General features: G+C 72.3%; 18 protein-coding genes. 5 read left to right on the top strand and 13 right to left on the bottom strand.

Features of this window, described 5'->3' with window-relative positions:
- Window positions 1-168: 168 nt before the first annotated feature.
- Window positions 169-939, bottom strand: coding sequence for a LuxR C-terminal-related transcriptional regulator (locus ACGF0J_RS36545; protein WP_393153620.1), 771 nt, complete (start codon window positions 937-939; stop codon window positions 169-171).
- A 161-nt stretch (window positions 940-1,100) separates the two neighbouring features.
- Here ACGF0J_RS36545 and ACGF0J_RS36540 point away from each other — a divergent pair, with 161 nt between their 5' ends.
- Window positions 1,101-1,892, top strand: a complete 792-nt coding sequence (locus ACGF0J_RS36540; protein WP_393153618.1) for a ricin-type beta-trefoil lectin domain protein — start codon at window positions 1,101-1,103, stop codon at window positions 1,890-1,892.
- A gap of 95 nt (window positions 1,893-1,987) precedes the next feature.
- On the opposite strand, the gene ACGF0J_RS36535 is transcribed toward ACGF0J_RS36540, so the two are convergent.
- Genes ACGF0J_RS36535 through ACGF0J_RS36495 form a run of 9 tightly spaced genes read right to left on the bottom strand, consistent with a single transcriptional unit; the run spans window position 1,988 to window position 13,980 of the window.
- On the bottom strand, window positions 1,988-2,833 hold the full coding sequence (locus tag ACGF0J_RS36535; protein ID WP_393153616.1) for a maleylpyruvate isomerase N-terminal domain-containing protein: 846 nt from the start codon (window positions 2,831-2,833) through the stop codon (window positions 1,988-1,990).
- Entirely contained in the window at window positions 2,769-3,290 is a 522-nt protein-coding gene (locus ACGF0J_RS36530) for a hypothetical protein (protein ID WP_393153614.1), read from the bottom strand. Before ACGF0J_RS36530 ends, ACGF0J_RS36535 begins: the two co-directional genes overlap by 65 nt.
- Entirely contained in the window at window positions 3,287-3,829 is a 543-nt protein-coding gene (locus tag ACGF0J_RS36525) for a hypothetical protein (RefSeq protein WP_393153612.1), read from the bottom strand. The genes ACGF0J_RS36530 and ACGF0J_RS36525 overlap by 4 nt, the downstream gene beginning before the upstream one ends.
- A gap of 42 nt (window positions 3,830-3,871) precedes the next feature.
- Window positions 3,872-4,483, bottom strand: a complete 612-nt coding sequence (locus ACGF0J_RS36520; RefSeq protein ID WP_393153610.1) for an NADPH-dependent F420 reductase — start codon at window positions 4,481-4,483, stop codon at window positions 3,872-3,874.
- A gap of 12 nt (window positions 4,484-4,495) precedes the next feature.
- Window positions 4,496-4,936 carry an acyl-CoA thioesterase gene (locus ACGF0J_RS36515; protein ID WP_393153608.1) on the bottom strand — a complete coding sequence of 147 codons (441 nt, stop codon included), beginning with the start codon at window positions 4,934-4,936 and terminating at the stop codon, window positions 4,496-4,498.
- Window positions 4,933-10,254: an SDR family NAD(P)-dependent oxidoreductase gene (locus ACGF0J_RS36510; protein ID WP_393153606.1), complete on the bottom strand. Its 5,322-nt coding sequence runs from the start codon at window positions 10,252-10,254 to the stop codon at window positions 4,933-4,935. Before ACGF0J_RS36510 ends, ACGF0J_RS36515 begins: the two co-directional genes overlap by 4 nt.
- 5 nt (window positions 10,255-10,259) lie before the next feature.
- Entirely contained in the window at window positions 10,260-11,180 is a 921-nt protein-coding gene (locus ACGF0J_RS36505; RefSeq protein WP_393153604.1) for an enediyne biosynthesis protein UnbU, read from the bottom strand.
- A complete protein-coding gene (locus tag ACGF0J_RS36500) occupies window positions 11,177-13,081 on the bottom strand; it encodes a CRTAC1 family protein (RefSeq protein WP_393153602.1) in 1,905 nt (634 codons plus the stop codon). The genes ACGF0J_RS36505 and ACGF0J_RS36500 overlap by 4 nt, the downstream gene beginning before the upstream one ends.
- Window positions 13,078-13,980, bottom strand: coding sequence for a DUF1702 family protein (locus tag ACGF0J_RS36495; protein WP_393153600.1), 903 nt, complete (start codon window positions 13,978-13,980; stop codon window positions 13,078-13,080). The genes ACGF0J_RS36500 and ACGF0J_RS36495 overlap by 4 nt, the downstream gene beginning before the upstream one ends.
- A 454-nt stretch (window positions 13,981-14,434) precedes the next feature.
- Here ACGF0J_RS36495 and ACGF0J_RS36490 point away from each other — a divergent pair, with 454 nt between their 5' ends.
- On the top strand, window positions 14,435-14,845 hold the full coding sequence (locus tag ACGF0J_RS36490) for an SRPBCC domain-containing protein (RefSeq protein ID WP_393153598.1): 411 nt from the start codon (window positions 14,435-14,437) through the stop codon (window positions 14,843-14,845).
- A 12-nt stretch (window positions 14,846-14,857) separates the two neighbouring features.
- Here ACGF0J_RS36490 and ACGF0J_RS36485 read toward each other — a convergent pair whose 3' ends face one another.
- Together ACGF0J_RS36485 and ACGF0J_RS36480 are read right to left on the bottom strand one after the other, a co-directional pair.
- Entirely contained in the window at window positions 14,858-16,129 is a 1,272-nt protein-coding gene (locus tag ACGF0J_RS36485; RefSeq protein ID WP_393153596.1) for an ABC1 kinase family protein, read from the bottom strand.
- Entirely contained in the window at window positions 16,126-16,749 is a 624-nt protein-coding gene (locus tag ACGF0J_RS36480; protein ID WP_393153594.1) for a hypothetical protein, read from the bottom strand. Before ACGF0J_RS36480 ends, ACGF0J_RS36485 begins: the two co-directional genes overlap by 4 nt.
- A 126-nt stretch (window positions 16,750-16,875) precedes the next feature.
- Between ACGF0J_RS36480 and ACGF0J_RS36475 the strand changes: the two genes are divergently transcribed.
- The 3 genes from ACGF0J_RS36475 to ACGF0J_RS36465 are packed head-to-tail and all read left to right on the top strand — an operon-like array spanning window position 16,876 to window position 19,474.
- Window positions 16,876-18,090, top strand: a complete 1,215-nt coding sequence (locus tag ACGF0J_RS36475) for a cytochrome P450 (RefSeq protein ID WP_393153592.1) — start codon at window positions 16,876-16,878, stop codon at window positions 18,088-18,090.
- A gap of 36 nt (window positions 18,091-18,126) precedes the next feature.
- Window positions 18,127-18,507 carry a VOC family protein gene (locus tag ACGF0J_RS36470; RefSeq protein ID WP_393153590.1) on the top strand — a complete coding sequence of 127 codons (381 nt, stop codon included), beginning with the start codon at window positions 18,127-18,129 and terminating at the stop codon, window positions 18,505-18,507.
- A gap of 34 nt (window positions 18,508-18,541) precedes the next feature.
- Entirely contained in the window at window positions 18,542-19,474 is a 933-nt protein-coding gene (locus tag ACGF0J_RS36465) for a hypothetical protein (protein ID WP_393153588.1), read from the top strand.
- A gap of 41 nt (window positions 19,475-19,515) precedes the next feature.
- Here ACGF0J_RS36465 and ACGF0J_RS36460 read toward each other — a convergent pair whose 3' ends face one another.
- Window positions 19,516-20,211 (bottom strand): winged helix-turn-helix transcriptional regulator, encoded by a 696-nt coding sequence (locus tag ACGF0J_RS36460; RefSeq protein WP_393153586.1) that lies wholly within the window; start codon window positions 20,209-20,211, stop codon window positions 19,516-19,518.
- Between the last annotated feature and the right edge of the window lie 11 nt (window positions 20,212-20,222).

The following is a 20,222-nucleotide window of genomic DNA, read 5'->3' as shown; positions in this document are numbered from 1 at the left end:
CCGCCCCGCGGGCGCCCCCCCCCCCCGGGGGGGGCCCCCCCCCCCGCCGCCCCGCCCCCCCCCCCCCGCCCCCCCCCCCCCCCCCCGCCCCCCCCCCCCCCCCCCGCGGCCCCCCCCCCCCCCCCCCCCACCCCCGAGGTTCAAGGAGCTCGGGGGGAGTGCCGAGGTTCAAGGAGAAGGTGGTTGCGCGGGGAGCAGACCGAGAGCGCGGGCCTTGTTGAGAGTGGTCACGCGATCGTGCACGCGCAGCTTCCGGTAGAGGTTCTCCTTGTGCTTGACGACGGTCCTCTCCGCGATCCGGAGCCTGCTGGCGATGGCGCGGGCGGTCAGCCCCTCGTCGAGCAGCGCCAGAACGGTCATCTCTCGCGAGGTGATCCCGTACTCGGCGGGATCACCGAGCGCGGCGAGGCCGAACATCGCCTTCTCGTGGGCGCAGACCGTGTCGAGCAGCGAACGGGCCAGATCGGCGTACTCCAGGTCGCGATCGGTGAAACCGCGACCGCTGCGACTCATGATGACGGCCCGGATCTGCCCGGGGCGGGAGCTCAGCGGCAGCGCGAGCTGGCGGTCGATGCCGATGGCCGCCTTGCCGGCGTGATAGGCCTCGCTCTTCCACCAGCGGTCACCGGCGATCTGGTCGAGCGTCAGCGGGCTCAGGTCCGCCGTGTGCGCGTAGTGGCTCAGCAGAGGGTGCGCCCGCATGTGGGCGTCGATCAGCGCGTCCAGCGGCGCCTGATGCAGCCAGTCGGGTTTGCCGGTCAGGGCGTGGCCGGTTCCGGCCTGCCAGTCCAGGTCGATGAGGACGGCCAGGTCCACCGGCAGGTCGGTGGTCAGCCGTTCCATGAGCAGCGGCCACACGCGCACCGGCTCGGGCTCGGTGAGAATCGCCTTCGCCAGGTCGTGGATGAGCCTGGCGTCGCGCCCGGATAAAGCTGTCATATCCGCAGTTTGCATGATCATTTGTCGCCGACACTTCTCTCCGACGCGTGCGGCTCTACGAACTTCTTCGTATGTCTCGCGCTCGCCCAGGGCGTCAACGTGGTGAGCGAGCGGGCACGTCATCACCCGCTCGAACATGACTCCCGCGAAAGGGGGAAGCGATGAGGTGGAGAAGCAGCCTGCTGCGCATGGTGGTGGCCGTTGCCGCTCTTCTGTCGGTGACAGGGCCCCTCTCTCCGGCTCAGGCGGCGGTGAGCTCGCCCAAGGCGATCTACAGCGTCGAAGGCGGCCGATGCCTGGACGTGAGCTCCTACGCCAACGGGACGCCCGTCATCCTGTGGGACTGTCACGGCCGGGACAGCCAGCAGTTCCGTCGCGCGACCGACGGCACGATCAGGTCGATCGCCGGCAACCGGTGCCTCGACGTCAGCAGCTACGCCGCGGGCACGCCGGCCGTCCTGTGGGACTGTCACGGCCGGGCCAGCCAGCGCTGGACGTGGTGGGACGGCGTGCTCCGCAGCGTCACCGGCGCCCGGTGTCTCGACGTCAGCAGCTACGCCGCGGGCACGCGGTTGATCCTCGTGGACTGTCTGGGGCAGCCCAGCCAGCAGTTCAGCTGGAACTTCCGCCATGTCGCCGGAGACAAGTGCTGGGACGTCTCCTCCTACGCGGACCGCACGCCGGTCATCCTGTGGGACTGCGCCGGCCAGCCGAGCCAGCGGTTCCGGTGGGACCTCGGCGGCGCCATCCGCCATGTCGCCAGCCGGAAGTGTCTCGGAGACGACGGGCGCCTTTTCCTCATCTCGTGCAACTACGCATCCGAATTCCGCTATTTCAGCCGCGAAACTGTGAGTGCGAGCGGAGCGTGCGTGGACGTGAGCAGCTACGCCAACGGAACACCGGTCATCTCCGGCCCCTGCACCGGGGGGCCGAGCCAGCGCATCAACTGGTAGCCGGCCGACGTCCGTGACCCCACCAGCGGCCCCCTCGCCGTGTCGATCACCGCACCCCGGACTCGGGCGGGTGGGGCCGGCGAGGGGTGGCGCCGTCAGGACGGCAGCCGCATGATGCGGAAGAAGGCGGGCAGCAGCCACGGCCGGGGGCCCCGCACGACGACGTGTCCGGTGAGTGCCGCCCGTGCCTTGCTGATCCGGCCGAACAGCATCAGGTTGAGGGTCACCGGGTCGAAGAGGACGCGGGTATCGGCCGCCCCTCCCGGGCGTTCGACGGTCACCAGGCCGTTGTCGAGGACGATGGCCCGGGGAGTCGTGTACGGGGAGGCGAACTCCACGGCGACCCGCCGTCTCGGCCAGGGGCCGTGACCGTCGAGCAGCCGGCCGTAGCCGTAGTGGGTGACGCCGATGAGGAACAGCTCGAAGAACATGCCGGCCTCACGTGGAGGCACCGGCCAGCGCGCTCGCACCGTCCGGGCGATGTCCCGGCCGTGGATCTGCAGCTCGTTGAGCAGGTGGGCGAGGATCCCGGCGAGCGGGACGCGGGAGTCGCCGAGCCACGGGACGGCGCCGGCCGGGTCCGCGCCGCCCGTCGCGTCGAGGATCAGCCCGATGTCGGAGCGGATCCGCGCGGCGAGCGTGTCCGGGTTCCGTTCGGTGAACTGTCCCAGGACGACCTCGTTGAGGTCCGCGACGGTGTCGATGGTGGTCCGCCGCATCAGGTCGCCGAGGTCGCGGACCGGCGGCGTGGCGGCTCCCGACATGGCGGCGCACGCCTGGGTGAGGGTGGCCACGTGCGCGACGGTGTCGGCCACCGACCAGTGCCGCGTCGCCGCGGCCGACGGGTCGGCGGCGGACACCAGGTCGGCGAAACGTTCACCTGTGCTCGCCAGGGCGGCGCGGGTCAGTCGCCAGTTGCCGTCCGTGATGGCCACGATCATGTTCGTCCGCCCTTCCGCCGGCGGTCAGTCTCCGTCGTGCCGCTCCGGCGACCGGCGCGGCGGCGAAGACCAGGAGCGCCAGCACGGCCAGGAGCAGGAGCGCGGTGAAGATCCATTCGGTGGAGCCGTTCGGCCCGTACACCCGGTTGGGCAGCCCGACGTCGACCGCCCCGGTCCGCCGGCCCGCCTGGTGGGTGGTCCGGTCGCTGCCGGCGAGGGTGACTCCCCTGCGATGGACGACGCCGTCATGGGAGCTGAAGTCGCCGGTCCACGCGCAGCTCTCGTGGCCGGGGTGCCGTACGCAGTCCAGGCGCTGCGCGGTGAACGTCCCGGGCCGGCCGTCACCGCCGGCGAGCCGCAGCGCCGGCCCGATCGCGGGGATCGTCCAGGTCAGCAGGAGAGCGGCGACGATCAGCAGGGCGATGGTCAGCGGCGGGGACGGGCGTCTCGGCGTCATGCGGTGCGCAGCGCGCAGTCGCAGCGCATGAGGGTCCGTTCGGCCTGGCGCGGCCTGCGGTGCAGCAGCATCGCGACCACCATCGGCGCGAAGACGACGGCGTTGTAGAACAGGTGCAGCTCGACACGGGGGATCAGGAGCTGGATGACGCTGGTGGGAACGGGCCGCCCGGCCAGGTTCGCGCCGGACAGCGCCTGGACGAGCAGGAGCAGGTGCTCGATGTGGTGCCAGAACTGGAGGCCGAGCGCGATGTTCCACCAGGTCCGGGAGCGGCCGGTGAAGCCCCGCCGCAGCATGACGAGCCCGGCCAGCATGATCAGGGCGTACCCGTAGTGCATCCATTCGGAGGTGACGAGCCAGGGGAAGGGCAGCCCGAGCACCCCGCGGGCCTGCGGGATCGGCCAGCCGAGCGCGTAGATCTGGATCGCCTGCGCGAGGTGTTCCGCCCAGTGGGCGACGACGATCACCAGGAAGAGCCCGAGGGCGGCTCTGTGGTGCCGCTCGTTGAGCTGCCAGCGGCCGGCGACGGGGGTGGGCATGGTGATCTCCTGTTTCTCCGGTGTTGGACGCGTCGCCCGCGGTCAAGGGGACGCGGGTATGAGCCGCACGCCCACGCCGTCGGCGTTGATGCACAGCAGCAGCTCGGTCAGCCCTTCGACGCACCGGCTGTTGGCCAGCGGCCCGGCGTCGGCGGTGTCGAAGCCGAGCGTCTTGCAGAACGTGCTGACGAGCTGTTTGGCGGCGGGGTCGTCGCCCGCGATGGGGACGGTCACCAGGGTGGGCGAGCGGGTGTGGGCGGCGATCCATCGGGCCGACAGGCAGTTGAAGGCCTTCACGACGGCGCTGCCGGGCAGCGCGGCGGCGATCCGCTGGGCCGCCGAGCGGTGCCCGGGCGCGGCCGGCACGCCGAAGCAGGGGTTGGAGACATCGACGATGACCGAACGCGCGTGCCGTATCCGGGGCGCCAGGTCGTGGCAGGTGGCGTCGATGGGCGTGGCCAGGATGGTCAGATCGGATTCGGCGGCGACCCGCGCCGGCGGTGCGACCCGCGCCCCCGGCAGATCGGCGGCGAGCGCCGCGGCCCGCGCGGGTGTCCTGTTGGCGAGCAGCAACGACATCCCGTGCAGGTCGACGAGCCGGGCCAGCGCCGCGCCCATCCGCCCGCACCCGATGATCCCGATCCGCAGATCCACAGGTCGGTCCTCCTAGGCTGCCGTGATGGGGGAGTAGCGGTCGAGCGCCCGGCTGAGTGGGCCGGGGATCTCGGTGGGGGTGAGCGCGCCGGCGGGGTCGCGGCGCATGCACGCGATCGTCTGCCGCCCCCGGGCGACGAGCCGGGCCGGGCCGGCGCCGAGCCGGTAGTACCGGAAGTCCATGGTCACCCGGTTGGCGTCGATGCCGCCCAGCGACATGCGGATCGACACCTCGTCGAGGGCGTACAACTCGCCGAAGAACTCGCAGGAGCACTCGGCCGTCACCAGGGCGAGGTCGCCGGCGAGCGCCTGGAGGACCTCCGGCGCCTGGTCGGCGAGGAATCGTTCCCGGCAGCGGCCCTGCCACTCGAAGTAGTGGGTGAAGTAGACGTTCCCGACGACGTTGGTGTCGGCGAAGGTCACGACCTGGCGGTGTTCGTAGAAGGGATTCAACACGTCTCCCCGGTGAGCACGGCGACGACCATGTCCCGTGGCGGGCCGTCGGAACTGTTCAGGGTGAGCAGGCCGGACAGGACCGCCACTCCGGCGGGGCCGGTCAGTTTGATCCAGCCGTTCTCGTAGGCCGCTTCGACCTGGAGGGGCACGGCCTGGCCGGCTTCGGTCAGGCACGTGTGCGCCGTCCGCAACCGGGCGTTGAGCACGCGAGGGGACTCGCCCGTCAGGCGGGCCAGTTGCTCGGCCTGCCGGGTCCACGCGGGCTCGGCCGGGATCGGCTGCTCGCCCAGCTCCAGCCACTCGTCGGTCACGGTGGACGCGCCGGGGCACAGGTCCCCGACCATCCGTTCCAGGTAGGGGCCGGTCAGCAGCGCGGGCATGGCGTCCACGCGCAGCGGCCCGGTGTCGAGGAGCCGCAGTCCCGTCCAGCTGAAGACGGGCCGGCCGGTCGTGGACCGCGCCACGACGTCGTAGGTGTACGCGGTGTCGTGCCGGGCCCGCTCGACCGCCTCGATGATCACCTCTGTGGGCCGGTCCGGTCGGCCGTGCACCTCGAACCGTTCGCAGCCGACCGGCAGCAGCCGCCGGTGCGGCACGCACGCCTGAAGCACGTGGATGGCCGCGTCGTGATGGGCGGCGTCGCCCAGCGCCTGCGCCCCGATGCCGAGGTCGTCGCCGGTGGCCGACAGCACGGCCCGGCATCCGGTGGCGAACAGGGACTCGAAGCGGACCAGCCGCCGGAACGCGGGCCCGTGGAAGAACAGCGGCCCGTACAGACCGGCCGCATCGTGGGCGGGGGGATCACCGGCCGGGACGGCGACGTCCGGGGGGCCGGCCGACGCGGCGACGACCCGCCCCGCGAAGTGGACGGCGGAGAAGTCGGTCTCCGCGCTGCGGATGGTGACGTCCACGCCGCCGTCGGGGTGGCGGAGGGCATGGACGCGCATCGTCCCGGTTCCGTCGGCGGGCACGATGATCGGCCGTTCGAACCGGGCATCGGTGATCGCCCCGGCAGGGGTGCCGAGCATCTCCGCGGCCTGCGCCATGGCTTCCAGGGCGCAGACCGCCGGCAGCAGCAGCACCCCGTCGAGCCGGTGGTCGGCGAGATACCTGCTCGCCGGATCCAGGTCGCATTCGGCGGCCAGCTCGACTCCGGGGACGAATCCGCGCACGCGGTGCAGCAGCGAGTGCCCGGACCGGGTGGCCTGCGCGCGGTCGAGCTGGGGAAGCCGGCCGCTGATGACGATGGTGTCGCCGGCCGGCCGCGCCGCGATCGCCTCCAGCAGCAGCTCAGCTCCCCGCTGCACCGGCAGGGTGCCGATGCCGGCGCCGGCGAGGTGGCCGAGCACGCCGAGCCGTTCGGCCATCCCCGCTCCGCTCCAGGCGGTCCAGGCGAGCGTCGCGGTCACGCAGTCGGCGGGCAGATCTGCGGCGAGGGCGCGGACCATGGCCTGCAGCCGCCCGTTGGCCAGCGCGTAGTGCGTCTCGCCGGCCAGCCCGAACCGTCCGATCACCGACCCGTAGGCCAGCACGAGACGCAGCCGGTCGACATCCAGGGCCGCCAGCACGTTGGCCAGGCCCGTGCACTTGGTGCGGGCGTGCTCGGCGAAGTCGTCCTCCGTGAGCTGGTCGAAACGCGCCGGCCGGTTGACGCCGCCGGCGTGCACGACGCCGCAGATCGGGCCGAGCTCGGACAGCTCGGACAGCTCGGCCACGGCCTGCCGGACGGCGCTCGCGTCGGTGACGTCGGCGCTGCGGTAGGCCGCGACGATCCCGGCGGCCCGCAGCCGCGCCAGGCCGTCGGCCAGCTCGGGATCGGCCGCGGGATCGGACCGGCCGATCAGGGCCAGCCGCACCCCGTACGCCTCGGCGAGGGTGAGCCCGGCGTGCAGCCCGATCCCCTTGCCACCGCCGGTGACGAGGACCACGTCGTCGCGGCGGAGGGGGGCTTCGCCGCGCGCCGGGGGCAACGGCAGATGCTCCACGGCGTACGGCTGACCGGCGCCGTCGATGCCGAGCCAGTGGGCGTCGAGGTCGGGGTGCTCCTGGCGCAGCGCGGCGACGAACCCGGACGCGCAGTCGGCCTCGTCGGCGACGACCAGGGGCCTGCGTTCGGCGAGCGCCTGCCGGGCCGTGGTGATCAGGCGGGTCATGTCGGCGTCCGTGGGCGCGGCGGGGACGCGGACGCGCAGCGCGCCGTCGGGCTCGGGGAGCGGGGCCGGGCGGCGGTGCTCGGCGAACAGCCGGAACCAGTCAGGCACGTCGGGGGCCCGTTCGCCGGCCGGCGGGAACGTCTCGACGGCGGCGATGAGGTCGCCGACCGTGGCCTCGGCGATCCGCGGCAGCTCCGCCGGGAGCACCCTGCCGCACGCCGACGCCGACGAGACGGCGAGCTGGATGATCTGCAGGGAGTTCATGTGCAGGTCGGCCAGGAGCAGGTCGTCGTCGCGGATCGCGTCCGGCTCCAGTTCCAGGGCGGCCGCGACCAGGTCGCGCACGGCCTCGGCCACGGTCGCCGCCCCGGCCCCCGCCTCCGTCTCGGCCCCCGCCCCGGCCACGGTCCCCGCCCCGCCGATCTCGGTGCCGGTCTCGGTGCCGGTCTCGGCCACGCCGTCGCCGCGCGGCCGGCTCGGCGCGCCGGATCGGGCCGGTCCCGGCACCGGTGCCGTCTCGCACGGATTGGCCAGGAACACCGGGTCCCGGGTCAGGTCGTAGGGCCGATGGAAGCGGTGGCTGAACAGGGGCTGCAGCGAGTCCGTCGCGCCTGCCGCGTACAGGGCGGCAGCGGTCTCCAGCAGGCCCTGCGCGGTGCGCGCGCCGGCGTCGACGGACACGGCTGGCGGCGAGGCGCCGAGCTGCGCGCCGGCCAGGGTCGCCAGCGACCGGCCGGGGCCCACCTCGACGAGCAGGTCGGACTCGGCGGCCAGCAGGTCCAGCGCCTGGCGGAACAGGACCCGGTCGGTGACCTGCGCGGCCAGGTGCCGCCGGAGGTCGGTGGCCGCGCCCAGCTCCCCGCCGGTCACCGTCGAGAAGACCCGCCCCACCGGCGCGGTGAACGGCACCTTGTCCAGGCAGACGGTGAACGGCGCGACGGCCTCCCCCACGGCGGGGGAGTGGAAGGCGTGACTGACCTGCAGCCTCCTGGCCGGGATGCCCGCCGCGCCGGCGCGGCCCAGCGCGGCCGTCAGCGCGGCCGACGGTCCGGCGACGACGGTGGAGGCGCCGTTGTCCGCGGCGATGACCAGGCCCAGGCCGTCGATCAGGGTGGCGGCCCGGTCCGCCGTGGCGGCGACGGTCGCCATGCCGGTGTCGGCGGCGCCCAGCTCGCCCATGATCCGGCCGCGTTCGGTGACCAGGTCGAGCGCGGCGTCTTCGTCGATGGCTCCGGCCCAGGTCAGCGCGGCTATCTCGCCGACGCTGTGGCCGAGGGCCGCGCCGGCCGTCACACCGAGGCTGTACAGCCACTTCAGGGCGGCCATCGAGGCCCGGAAGACGGCCGGCTGGACGATCTCGGTGTCGCATCCCTCCTCACCGGCGAAGTAGTGCCGCGCCTCGTCGAACAGCTGCCCCAGGACGCCGGCCGTGCCGCGTGCCGGGACGCCCTGGCCGGTGAACATCAGGCCGATCCTGCCGGCCGGGCCGGTCCCGCTGAAGATGCCGGATTCGGCCGCGTCGCGGCCGACCATGGAGGCGGCCCGGCTCGCCCGGCGGGCCAGCTGGGCGGGGTGCCGGGCGGTGAAGGCCACCCGGTGGGCGCCGGGCGGCTCGTCGGCCAGGCCGGCGGCCAGGTCGGTGAGCTCGGCGAAGGAGATGGACTCCGCGCGCCGGGCGATCCGCTGCAGCTTGCCGGCGAGCTCGGCGGAGCTGCCGGCGGTCACCGCGAACACCTCCGCCTCCAGCGGGGCCCGCGCCATCCGCTCCTGCAGGGCGGACAGCCGGCTGCGGCGGGCCGACCCGGCCGCCTCGATCACCAGATGGGTGTTGATCCCGCCGAAACCCATCGCGCTGACCGCGGCCCGTGCCGGGGCGGCCGGCCACGGGACGGGATGCTCCGCCGTCGCCAGGCCGCCCCCGAGCAGCTCGTGCGGCGTGTGCGAGCCGGTGGTCGGCGGGATGACCTGGTGGTGCACGGCCAGCGCCGCCTTGATCAGGCCGGCCACGCCCGCCGCCGCCTTGGTGTGCCCGATGTTGGCCTTGACGGACCCCACGTAGGCGGGACGGCGGTGGTGTCCGCGCAGGGCCCGCAGGGCCCGCAGTTCGGCCTCGTCGCCCACCGTCGTCCCGGTGCCGTGTCCCTCGAAGTAGCCGACCGTCTCGGGGCCGAACCGGGCCCGATCGTAGGCGCGGCGCAGGGCCAGCACCTGCCCGTCGGCCTCGGGCCTGCTGATCCCCCCGCGGCCGTCGGACGAGGTCCCCCAGCCGCGGATCACCGCGATGGGGCGCCGGCCCAGGGCCAGCGCGTCGTCGACGCGCATCAGCGCGACCATGCCGCACCCCTCGCCCGGCCAGAAGCCGGTGGGGGCGGCGTCGTAGACCCGCATGTCGGTACGGGCGAGCGCGCCGGTGCGGGCGAACCCGACCAGCTCGAAGGGGTCGAGGCTGAGGTCCACACCGCCGGCGAGGGCGAAGTCCAGGTCCCCGGCGGTCAGCGCCGCGCAGGCGTGGATGACCGCGAGCAGCGACGAGGCGCACGCGCCGTCGACGGTGAAACCCCCACCGTGCAGGTCGAAGTGGTTGCAGATCCGCCCGGCGATGGTGTTGGACAGCGATCCGGCGAGGGTCTCGTCGGTGGGTTCCGGGAACGGCGCCTTGAACAGTTCCTCGGACCGCCGGATGAGCTGGTCGCGGACGTCCGCGGGGACGTCCTCGCCGGCGAGGGCCTGCTGGAGGACGCGGCGGACGTACGGCCACCGCAGCCGCATCGCGGTGGCTCTGGTGAACTCGCCGGTCAGCGTGTTGCCCATGATGACGCCGGCCCTGTCGCGGTCCAGCCCGCCGGCGTCGGGGAAGCCGGCCGTCGCGAGGGTGTCGGCGGCCACGTCGAGGGCCAGCCAGTGTGCCGGGTCGGTGACGCGGTAGGTGGCGCCGGGGATGCGGTGCCGGGCCCGGTCGAACGACCAGCCCTCCAGGACCGCCGCGTAGCGGACGTAGATCGAGTCCTGGTCGCCGGTGTCGTAGTCGTCGAGGTTCAGCCGGGTCGGGGGGATCGGCCGGAACGCCCGCCTGCGGGCCATGACGAGTTCCCACAGCCGGTCGGGGCTGGAGGCGTCGGGATAGCGGCAGCCCATGCCGATGATGGCCACGCCGTCTGCCATGGCGATCACCGGGAGGTGGGGACAGCCACCGAGGTGGCGGGAACCGATACGTCGCCCGGCTGCGGAGGAGCCTGGCGGGCGGCCAGCGCGGCGAGCAGCAGCCCCCGGCCGGCGCACACGATGACCAGCGCGAAGAACAGCCCGTACACGACGTGGAAGTGCACGAGCAGGCCGTACACCACCGCGGTCGTGGCCCCGAACGCGACCTGGTTGCGGGGCCGGACCGGGGTCGTACCAGGGTCTGTGATCATGTAGTTGGTGAACAGGACGAAGGCGACGCCGGTCATGACCACCAGCGCGCTCGTCGTGGCCGTGCCGTCGATCCAGGTGCGGATCAGGGCCTGGGCGAAGAACGCGCCGACCCAGCCGAGGATGAGCGGCATCTTCTTGGTGAGCCCGGCGTTGAGCAGCGTGCCGGCGACCAGGATGAAGGCGGGGATCAGCCAGTCGACGGGGCTGGTGACCCACTCGGTGAAATGGTACGGCGGCGCGATGCCGACCCAGGGGAACACCAGCAGGGTGATCGCGATGCCGGCGTTGGACGGGTTGAGGATGTGACGCCTTCTCCCGGCGACCCGTACGCGGATGAGGTACTTGGTGCTGATCGCGACCGCGACGGCGAACAGCACCGGCCAGAGCCGGTCGTTGGCGTACAGGAGCATGGCGCAGGCCAGCCCGGAGATGTGGGCGGGCAGGAGGAAGTCGAACAGGCCCTCGGCCCGGTATTTCGGCTCCCGCCGTTCGGCCCACGCCTCTGCCGTTTCGAGGGCGAGATCGAGCAGGTAGGCGAACGCCACGGCGACGACGGGGGTGACGAACGCCTGCTCGAACCCGAGCCAGAGGTGCCCCAGCACGGTGAACACCGTGATCGAGAGGGCGAATCTGCGAAGCGCGGCCGTTCTCGGGTTGCGCTGGGCAGAGGTCATGGCGTCTCCTCCGTGAGGGTCTTGAGCGAACTGTCGTCTCCGAGACGGAGGCGGTGCCAGCCGGGTGGGAGGTCGATGCCGGCGGTGCGGAGCCGGCCGCAGGTGTCCCGCCAGGTCACCTCGACCGGCACGGACGCGGTGTTCGGCCGGAGCGCGAAGAGCAGTTCCGCGGCGGCGACGCCGGCGTGCCCGTTGGCGGGGTAGACCTGGCCGGTGCGCAGTCCCTGGGCGCCCGCCTTCAGCCGCACGGTCGCGCCGATGGCGGGGGAGAGGGCGTCCGTTCCGGTGGAACAGCCGCCCGCCGGGCGCATCACCTGCAGGCCCAGGAACGGCGGGTGCGCCGGCGCGGTGTTGCGGTAGAAGTGGCTCTGCCGCCATTGGTTGGCGACGGCGAAGTCGAGCCGGCCGTCGTGGTCGACGTCGGCCGTGGCGATGCCGCGCGACGTCCCCGGGTCGGCCACGCCGATGTCGCGGCCGACGTCGGTGTAGCGCCCGTCGGGGAGCCGCGTGAAGAAGGCGTTGGGGTTGTCCCCGGAGATGTCGGCGTCCGGCTGGAAGTCGGGCCACATCGCCGGATCGGCGAGCAGGTCGTCGTTGGTCATGGCGAGTTCTTGCAGGTCGGCCCAGCGGTTGACGTCGCCGCGCACGAAGCCGGTGGCCTGGACGATCTCGGGGTGGCCGTCGCCGTTGAAGTCGCCGGCCTTGATGTCCCAGCCCCATCCGCTGCGGGACAGGCCGAGCCCTTCGCTCTCGTCGGTGTAGAAGGCGGTGCCGCGGCCGTCGAAGATCTGCTTGCGGCTGCTGACCCACGCGAAGTTGCTCTCCAGCAGGCCGTACTCCTGGGTGATGTTGCTGACCAGGATGTCGGAGACGTCGTCGCCGTTCAGGTCCGTGAAGCCGGCGCCCATGCCCTTGAAGGAGTCCTTGCCCAGGACCTTGGACTTGGGGGTGGTGAGGTGGCGGGGGCCGTGGGTGACCTCGAAGGCCGCCTTGCCGGGGCGGGACCGGTTGCGCAGCAGGTGGTCGGGGCCGAAGTCGTTGGCGACGTAAAGCTCGGGGAGCCCGTCGCCGTCGAGGTCCTGGGCGCCGATCGCCAGGGTCCAGCCGTCCGCGACCTCCTTGCCGAAGGCTCCGGTGGCCTCGGTGAACGTCCCGTCGGCCCGGGACAGCAGGACGCGGTTGGTGCCCCCGTTGGCGGCGTTCGACATGGAGGCCTGCATCCGCAGTTCGGGCTGCGGGGGTGCCTTCGGGTCCAGGACGCGTGCGCCGTCGGGGAAGTAGTTGCCGACGATCACGTCGGTGCGGCCGTCGCCGTCCACGTCGGCCAGCGACAGGGCGTTGGTGTTCCACAGCTGGTGGGGGCGCACCAGTTCCCGCGCGGTGAAGGGGGCGGGACCGGTCAGCGGCCCGGTGCCGCGCAGGAACAGCACCGGGGACCGTCCCCAGTAGTAGACCAGGACGTCGACGGTTCCGTCGTCGTCGTAGTCGGCGGGCACGCAGCCCATCGGCGCCATCGTCGTGTCGTACGGCAGGCCGTCCGGGCTGAGCCGGATCGGCGGGTACCGATCCTGCGTCTGGGGTGCCGGCTGGAGGGTGACGGTGTCGGTCCGCGGGTCCACCAGGCAGACGTCGTCGGGACGGGAGTTGCCGTCGAGGTCGGCGAGCGCGATGGCGGCCCCGACCGAGGAGATCCAGTGCCGGATGTCCTGGTAGGCGGGGGCGACCTGGCGGACGGCGCGTCCGCCGGCCGGCGCGTTGAGCGGGTGCTGGGTGAAGGCGAAGGAGGCGGCCGCCTGGTGGGCCGCGGCGGGGGAGACGGCGGGCAGGGCGGCCGCCCAGCCGGTGACGAGGATCGTCAGGATGGCGCCGATCTTGACCGCGTGGGCCGGCCAGTTGGTCATTGGAGTATGCCCCCCGCGTGTTGTTCGTAGGTTCCCCGGATCTCGGCGCGCCAGCGTTCGTAGTCGTGGAGGGAGCCCGGCCGGGGTATCCGGGTCAGTGCCTGATCGGTCCAGTCGGCGGCCTGGTGCGGGCTGACCCCGGTCAGCGTTTCGATGGCGCGGGCCGCTCCCGGCGGGACGTGGCCGCCGAGCACGCGCGCCTTGGCCGCGAAGGCGGCGCCCTGGGCCAGGTGGGCGCGGTGGCCGGCGCCGGCTGCGAGCAGGTCGTCGGGCCGGTCGGACACTCCGGTGTAGGCCGCGGCGAGGCCGATGCCCGCCCACAGGTCGCTGCGGCGGTGCTGCGGGTAGGCGTCGATGATCCGGACGATCAGCTCGGGGTCGGCTCCGGTGCGGAACCACAGGGCGCGGCCGGTGCCCTGGTCCCTGATGGTCCGGGTGGCGCCCCGAGCCCCCCGCTCGATCCAGTGGTCGTGGAACACCCGGCGCGGCTTGAAGTACGCCTGGTGGAAGCCCCAGCCGTCCCAGGCCAGCCAGCGGAGCATGGGGTTGCCGATGCCCGGCCAGCGGGTGTGGCGCAGGCGGGCCAGGGCCCAGCCGGCGCCGACGTGGATCAGGTGGTCGTACGAGCCTCCCGTGCTCTCCGTCAGGGCTCGCAGCCGCCGGTTGCCGCTCAGGGTGATCGTGTCCAGCAGGGTGCAGCTCATGGCGGCGCCCTCGAATGCGAAGCCGTGCAGATGGCGCGGTAGGTCGCTGACGTCCGGATCACCGGTGAGCGCGCGGTTATAACCTTCGCCAAAGGCGGCGACAACCGCCAGGAGATCTTTTTCGACCGGGCTTGATTTCGGTACGAATCCTGTCAGTCGTTTTTCGGGCAGGCGAAATAGCCGGGTGGGCGCCATGGCTGTTCCCCGTCTTGATCTGGATGACCTTCAGGGAGAAACTAAACATTTTTCAAGCAAAGGGTCAAGGTTTCACCGATCGGGTGACCGGAGCTGACGCTATGAATTCGGCGGCCCGGGAAGGGTGAATTGAATTTTTGACCATCCAGGTCAGCGGCCATTCGGCGGCGCCTGACGTATTGCGGCTCGAATATAAGCGCTTTTATGCGAGCGGCCGGCCGTCCGCACCGATCACCTGTCGCCCGGACGCTCGAAGGGGCTTTCCGAATAACACCGGCCGCCTCAACCGCCCCGCGTTTCACAGTCGCTCGACGCGGTTGTCTCCGGCGCGCCGGGGGAGCCGGCGGCCGCCGGGAACGGAAATTTTCCACCGGCCACCGGATCGGCCTACCAGGGCGGCCTGGGCCGATGTCCTAGGATCTGGTGGGTCACTCTCCGATGCGCAAGGAGCACCGTGCCCGACGCCAGCCTCGCGACCATCTCGGTCGACCAGTTCATCCCCGCGCCGCCGGAGAGGGTGTGGAGCTCCCTGACCGAGCCCGACCTGCTCGCCCGCTGGTGGGCTCCCGGCGACATCCGCGCCGTCGTGGGACACCGGTTCCACCTGCAGATGCCCGGCTGGGGCGCGGTCCCGTGCGAGGTGCTCGAAGTCGAGCCCCACGAGCGGCTCGTCTACACCTTCAACACCAACTGGACCCTGACCTGGCGCCTGGTCGCCGAGGGCAGAGGCACGCGGCTGCTCCTCGAACATTCGGGCTTCGACCTGGAGGACAAGCGTGACCGCGCCGCGTTCGAGCGCATGGGCCCGGGCTGGCGGAGCACGGTCCTGCCCCGGCTCGCGGACGTCGCCGCCGAACCGGCGTGAACGACGGCCCGCTCACGAGTCCACGCCCGGCCCGTCACGCCGCATGAGCCCGCGCAGCACGAACGGCAGTGCCTCCGTCTGGAAGTCGACCTCCGGGCAGGCCTCGCGCAACGTGCCCTCCATCACGATCAGCGACAGGATCGGGAACACGAACTGCGGATCGGCGTAGTAGCCGTGCTCCCGCTGGACGGCGAAGAGCCGTACGGCGAAGTCCAGCAGGTCGAACTCCCCGATCCGCGACCCGCCGACGGCCCGGACCAGGTCCTCCATGTCGGCGCGGAACCCCCCGGCGTCGTGGCCGGCGGCGTCGCCCAGCACCGTGGACAGCACGATCTCGGCGCAGCCCGCTCCGTCTCCCCGGGTCATCCGGTAGAAGAAGGTGGCGAACGCGCGCCGCTGGGTGTCGGTGAGCTGCCGGAAGAACCCCGCGTCGACGATCACGACCGAGCCGTCCGGCATCGGGTGCAGGTTCCCCGGATGCAGGTCACAATGGACGAACCCGTCGATGAACAGCATGTGGTAGACCGCCCGCAGGGCGGCCACCACGGCCTCCCGCCGGTCCGGCCCCTGACCGGAGCGGTCCAGGCCCGGCACGTACTCCATCACCAGCACGTCCGGGCGGCAGAACTCCTCCAGGACGCCCGGCACCCGCACGGCCACCTGATCGCGCAGGTTGGCCCGCAACCTGCCGAGCGCCCGCGCCTCGCCGAGGAAGTCCAGTTGGGCCAGCAGGGCGTCACCCAGTTGACCGGCCACGTCGGCGAGCGGGGCGCCGCGCAGTCCGGGAAGCCGCTGGAGCAGGCGTGCCCCGTGGCGGAACAGCGCGAGATCGCGGGCGACCAGCCGCGTGATCCGCGGCCTGCGTACCTTGACGGCGATCTCTCGGCCGTCCCGCAGCCTGGCGTGGTAGACGCAGGCCACCGCGCCCGCCGCGACCGGGGTGAGCGTCCCCGAGAGCTGGCCGGCGAGGTGCGCGCCGACGGCCCGCGCCGCCACCGGGGCCGCGACGGGAGGCAGGCGATCACGGAGCCGGGCCAGCGCGCGGCAGGCCGCCGGCGAGATGATGTCGACCCGGGTGCTCAGCAACTGGCCGATCTTGATGAACGCCGGCCCGAGCCGTTCGCAGGCCCACGCCAGCCGGTCCGCGATGATCGCCGACGGCGGAACACCGGACATCAGGCCGCGCACGTCGGTGGCGGCCCGCAGGAGGGCCAGCACCAGGACGGCGCCGATCTGCGCCGCGCGCGCGATCGACGCCGGCGCCTCGCGCAGGTCCGTCCTCATCCCTCCGCGACGGGCATGTCGATGGAGTGCGTGAGATGGCTGCCACAGACGCTCTGCGAGGCCAGGGCGAGGCTGGGCACCGCGTTCCCCGGGTCCCGCTGCGTGATCCCGCCGGGCAGGTCGGCCAGGTCGTAGAAGACGGTGGCGCCCCGCGACAGGAACGTGGTGCCGACCGGGGGGAACGTCGTGATCGCGGCGGCCTCCATGACCAGCGGATCGGTGTTGACGTAGAGGCGGCCGCGCAGGGCGAGGATCAGGTACTGGTCGAAGGTGACGTCGGCCGGCAGCAGCGTCTCGGGGCCTCCCGGAGCGATCCCGGTCAGTCTGCCCAGGTTGGGGCGGCTCGGGTTCTGCTGGATCAGCAGCCCGGTCACGTTCGAATGGAAGTGCGTCATCAGCCGGGTCACGACGATGGTCGGCCGCCCGTCGGCGGTGGTGCCCACCTCGTCCGAACTGCGGACTGCGCTCATGCCCCGGACGTCGTCGCAGTCGAGAGTCTCCCCGTCGGCGAAGTAGAGCTTCAGCTCGCCCCGGATGGCGAGCCCCACGTGGTGCGTGCTGCCCGGAATGATCAGCGGGTCGGCATGGTCGATCGCGGCGGATCGGGCGTCGGCGGACATCTCTCGCCACCTCGCTTTCGCATCCACTTCACTAAACCATAGCCACATGCACCCATCAACGGACGTCTAGACCGGAGGAGGGCTGCTTGGTATAGGTGTTTGAAGTAGCGGAGAAGGGCGGTCAGCATGACGGTCCCCATCGACACGGGGTTCGACCCCGCGGATCCCGCGGTCCTGCGCGATCCCTACCCCTCCTACGCCTGGCTCCTGCGCAACGACCCGGTCCACCGGGGCGCGAACGACATCTGGTACGTCACCCGGTATGACGACGTCCGCACCGTCCTGGGCGAACCCCGGTTCGGCCGGGCCGGCATCCGCGACTTCTGGGCCACGCTGGTCGGCCCCGGCCCGCTCAGCGAGGTGCTCCGCCACACGATCTTCTTCCAGGACGATCCCGGCCACGCCCGGCTCCGCGAGCTGATCGGCCCGGCGTTCACGCCCCGGCTGATCCGTACGATGCAGGCACGGATCGAACAGGACACCCGCGACCTGCTGCGACCGCTGCGGGCCCGGGGCCGGATGGACGTCGTCGACGACTTCGCCTACCCCCTCGCCCTCGCCACCATCTCCGCCCTGCTCGGGATGCCGGCGGGCGACCGCGACGCGCTGCGGGCCTGGTCCGTGGCGATAGCGCCGACCCTCGACCTCCTGGCCGGACCCGACGAGATCGCCCGTGGCCAGGCCGCCATGGGACAGTTCGTCGCCTACCTCACCGAGCTGATCCGCCACCGGCGCGCGAACCCGGGAGAGGACCTCATCAGCGCCATGATCGCGGCCACCACCGGCCGGGATCCCATCACCACCGACGCCCTGATCAGCACCGCGGTGGCACTCGTCTTCGCCGGCCACGACACCGTCACCAACCAGATCGGCAACAGCGTGCTGGCCCTGCTGCGCCACCCCCGGCAACTGGAGCTGCTGCGCGCCGAACCGGACCGGCTGCCGGCCGCCGCCGAGGAATGCCTGCGCTACGACTCGTCGGTCCAGTCCAACAGCCGGCAGATCTCGGTGGACGTCGAGCTCTCCGGCACCAAGCTGCGCCAGGGCGACATCGTCGTCGCCCTGGCCGGGGCGGCCAACCGTGACCCCGCCCAGTTCGCCGACCCGGACCGGTTCGACATCGGCCGGGCGCAGGGACCTCCCCTGTCCTTCGGGGCGGGCATGCGGTTCTGCCTCGGCGCCCTGCTCGCCCGCATGGAGCTGAAGGCCGCGCTGCGCGGGCTCGCCGGCCTGACCGGCCTGCGCCTGGCGATCGCCGACAGCGAGCTCGTCTACCGCCGCAGCACGATGTTCCGCGGCGTCGTCAGCCTGCCGATCGCGTACGCGGCCGACACCGCCTAGCCGGCCGACACCCCCTAGCCAGCGGAGGAGGGAGCCGTGTCGTCCTCGGACGCGGTCGCCTGGTTCGAGATCCACGTCAACGACATCGCGCGGATGCGCGCGTTCTACGCGCAGGTGTTCGGCTGGACGTACGCGGAGCTGCCCGGCTTCCCGCTGGGCGAGTACTCGATGATCGTCGCCGGCGACGGTGACCCGCCCCTCGGCGGGCTCGCCCAGTCGGCGCGCCGCCCGCCTCCCGCCGGCGAGTCGACCGTCGTCTACCTCCTCGTGGACGACATCGACGGCACCCTCGACGCCGCCGCGGCAGCAGGCGGCACGGTGCACCGGCCGAAGATGAACATCGGCGGGGAGCACGGATACTGCGCCATCTTCCAGGACCCGGAGGGCAACCACGTGGGCCTCTGGGCCGACCACTGACGCGGGCGTCGCGCCCGCGCGGACAGGAGACTCCATGACGCTCATCCAGCAACCGCCCGCCGACCGGACGGGGGTCAGCCGTCCCTGGGCGGCTGTCCTGGTCAGTTCGCTGATCGGATTCCTGCTCACCGTCGTCTGGTCGGCCGAGTTCGTCGACTCGGTCATCGGGGAGAACGTCGCCGGCGCGCTGCTCGGCCACGAGGCGAAGGACACCGTCATCGGCGGCGTGCTGCCCGGCATGGCCTACGCCTTCGCCACCGGGCTGGGCGGCACCTTCACCGCCTGCAACATCGCCGCCCTCGGCGCGCTCTGCCCGGTCGTCGGGCAGCCCCGCTCGCTCGCCACCCGGGTGGGGGCCGTCTTCAAACCGCTCGGCTGGCTGACGGTGGGCATGCTCGCCGTCTCCGGCCTGTACGGGGCCGTCGTCGGATTCGTCGGGACCGCCATGCCGCAGTTCTCGACCGCCCCGTCGGCCCCCGGTGAGCTGTCGGCCAGGAGCGTCCAGTCCATGGTGGCCTTCGGGCTGATCGGGCTGACCTTCGTCTGGCTCGGGCTGGCCTCGCTCGGCGTCGTGCGCGACCCGCTCGCCCCGCTGACCCGGCGCTTCCCCAACGCGCCCCTGGTCGTCATGGGCGCGCTGATCGGCGGATTCCTCATCGGCCGGCCGTACGGGCTGTTCCGGCAGCTCTTCCGGGACGCCGCCGAGAGCCACAACCCGATCTACGGGGCGCTGGCCTTCATGCTGCAGTCGGTCGGCAACATTGTGATCCTGGCCGTGCTGTTCGTGCTGCTGGCCGTGGTCATGGGCACCCGGGTGCAGCGCTGGCTCACCGCCCGCCCCGGCCGCCTGGCCCTGATCACCGGATCCGCCTTCATCGTCGTCGGCGTCTTCACCTTCCTGTACTGGGACGTACGGCTGCTCGCCCGGCGCGAGATCATCCCCTGGTACCCGATCATCCCCTGGTGAGCGGGTGAGCGACGGCGTGCCGTCTTGTGGGCGTCACGGCATCAGGCGCCCACGAGGCCGTCGCCCGGAAGCAGACCCAGCAGGCGCGAACAGCGGGTCAGCGCCTCCTGGTCACCCTCCAGGCTCAACCGCCTGGTCACCACCGCCTCGAACGGTGACACCCGGCCGGAGCCGATGTCCACGAACGTCTTGGCGTCGGTCGAGACCCGCAGGGCCGCATGTTCGGCGCCGTGCTGGCTGACCGTGATCTGCCGGTCCTTCACGGCGATGTGGAAGACCTGGTCGTCGACGAGGAACTCGTAGGACTCGTCGACCGCGGGGATCTGGTCCTTCCTGATCAGCGCTTCGACGGCCAGCACGCCCCACTGGGGCCGCACCTCGTCCTCGGCGTTGAAGGGGTGCGAGGCGTTCAGGCCCCAGCGCGCCAGGCCGAGAATCGGTTCGCGCAGTCCCTCGCCGAACGCGGTCAGCTCGTAGCGGTGTCCCTTGCCGTTCGACCGGGCATGCTGCCGGATCACGCCCTGACGGGTGAGCCACCGGAGCCGCTCGGCGAGCAGGTTGGTCCCGATGCCGGGAAGATTGTGCAGCAGTTCGTTGTAGCGCTGGGGGCCGATCAGCAGCTCTCGGACGATCAGCAGCGTCCACCGCTCACCGATCACGTCGAGGCTCGCGGCGAGGCCGCAGTATTGACCGTAGCGTCTGCGTTCGCCGGCGCGGGCCACCGGCTCTCTTGCCATACTGACAAAGT

It is taken from the genome of Nonomuraea sp. NPDC047897, from assembly GCF_043204415.1.
Lineage (GTDB): Bacteria > Actinomycetota > Actinomycetes > Streptosporangiales > Streptosporangiaceae > Nonomuraea.
Note: the sequence above shows the minus strand (reverse complement) of the source record. Positions and strands in the feature narration are given on the sequence as shown.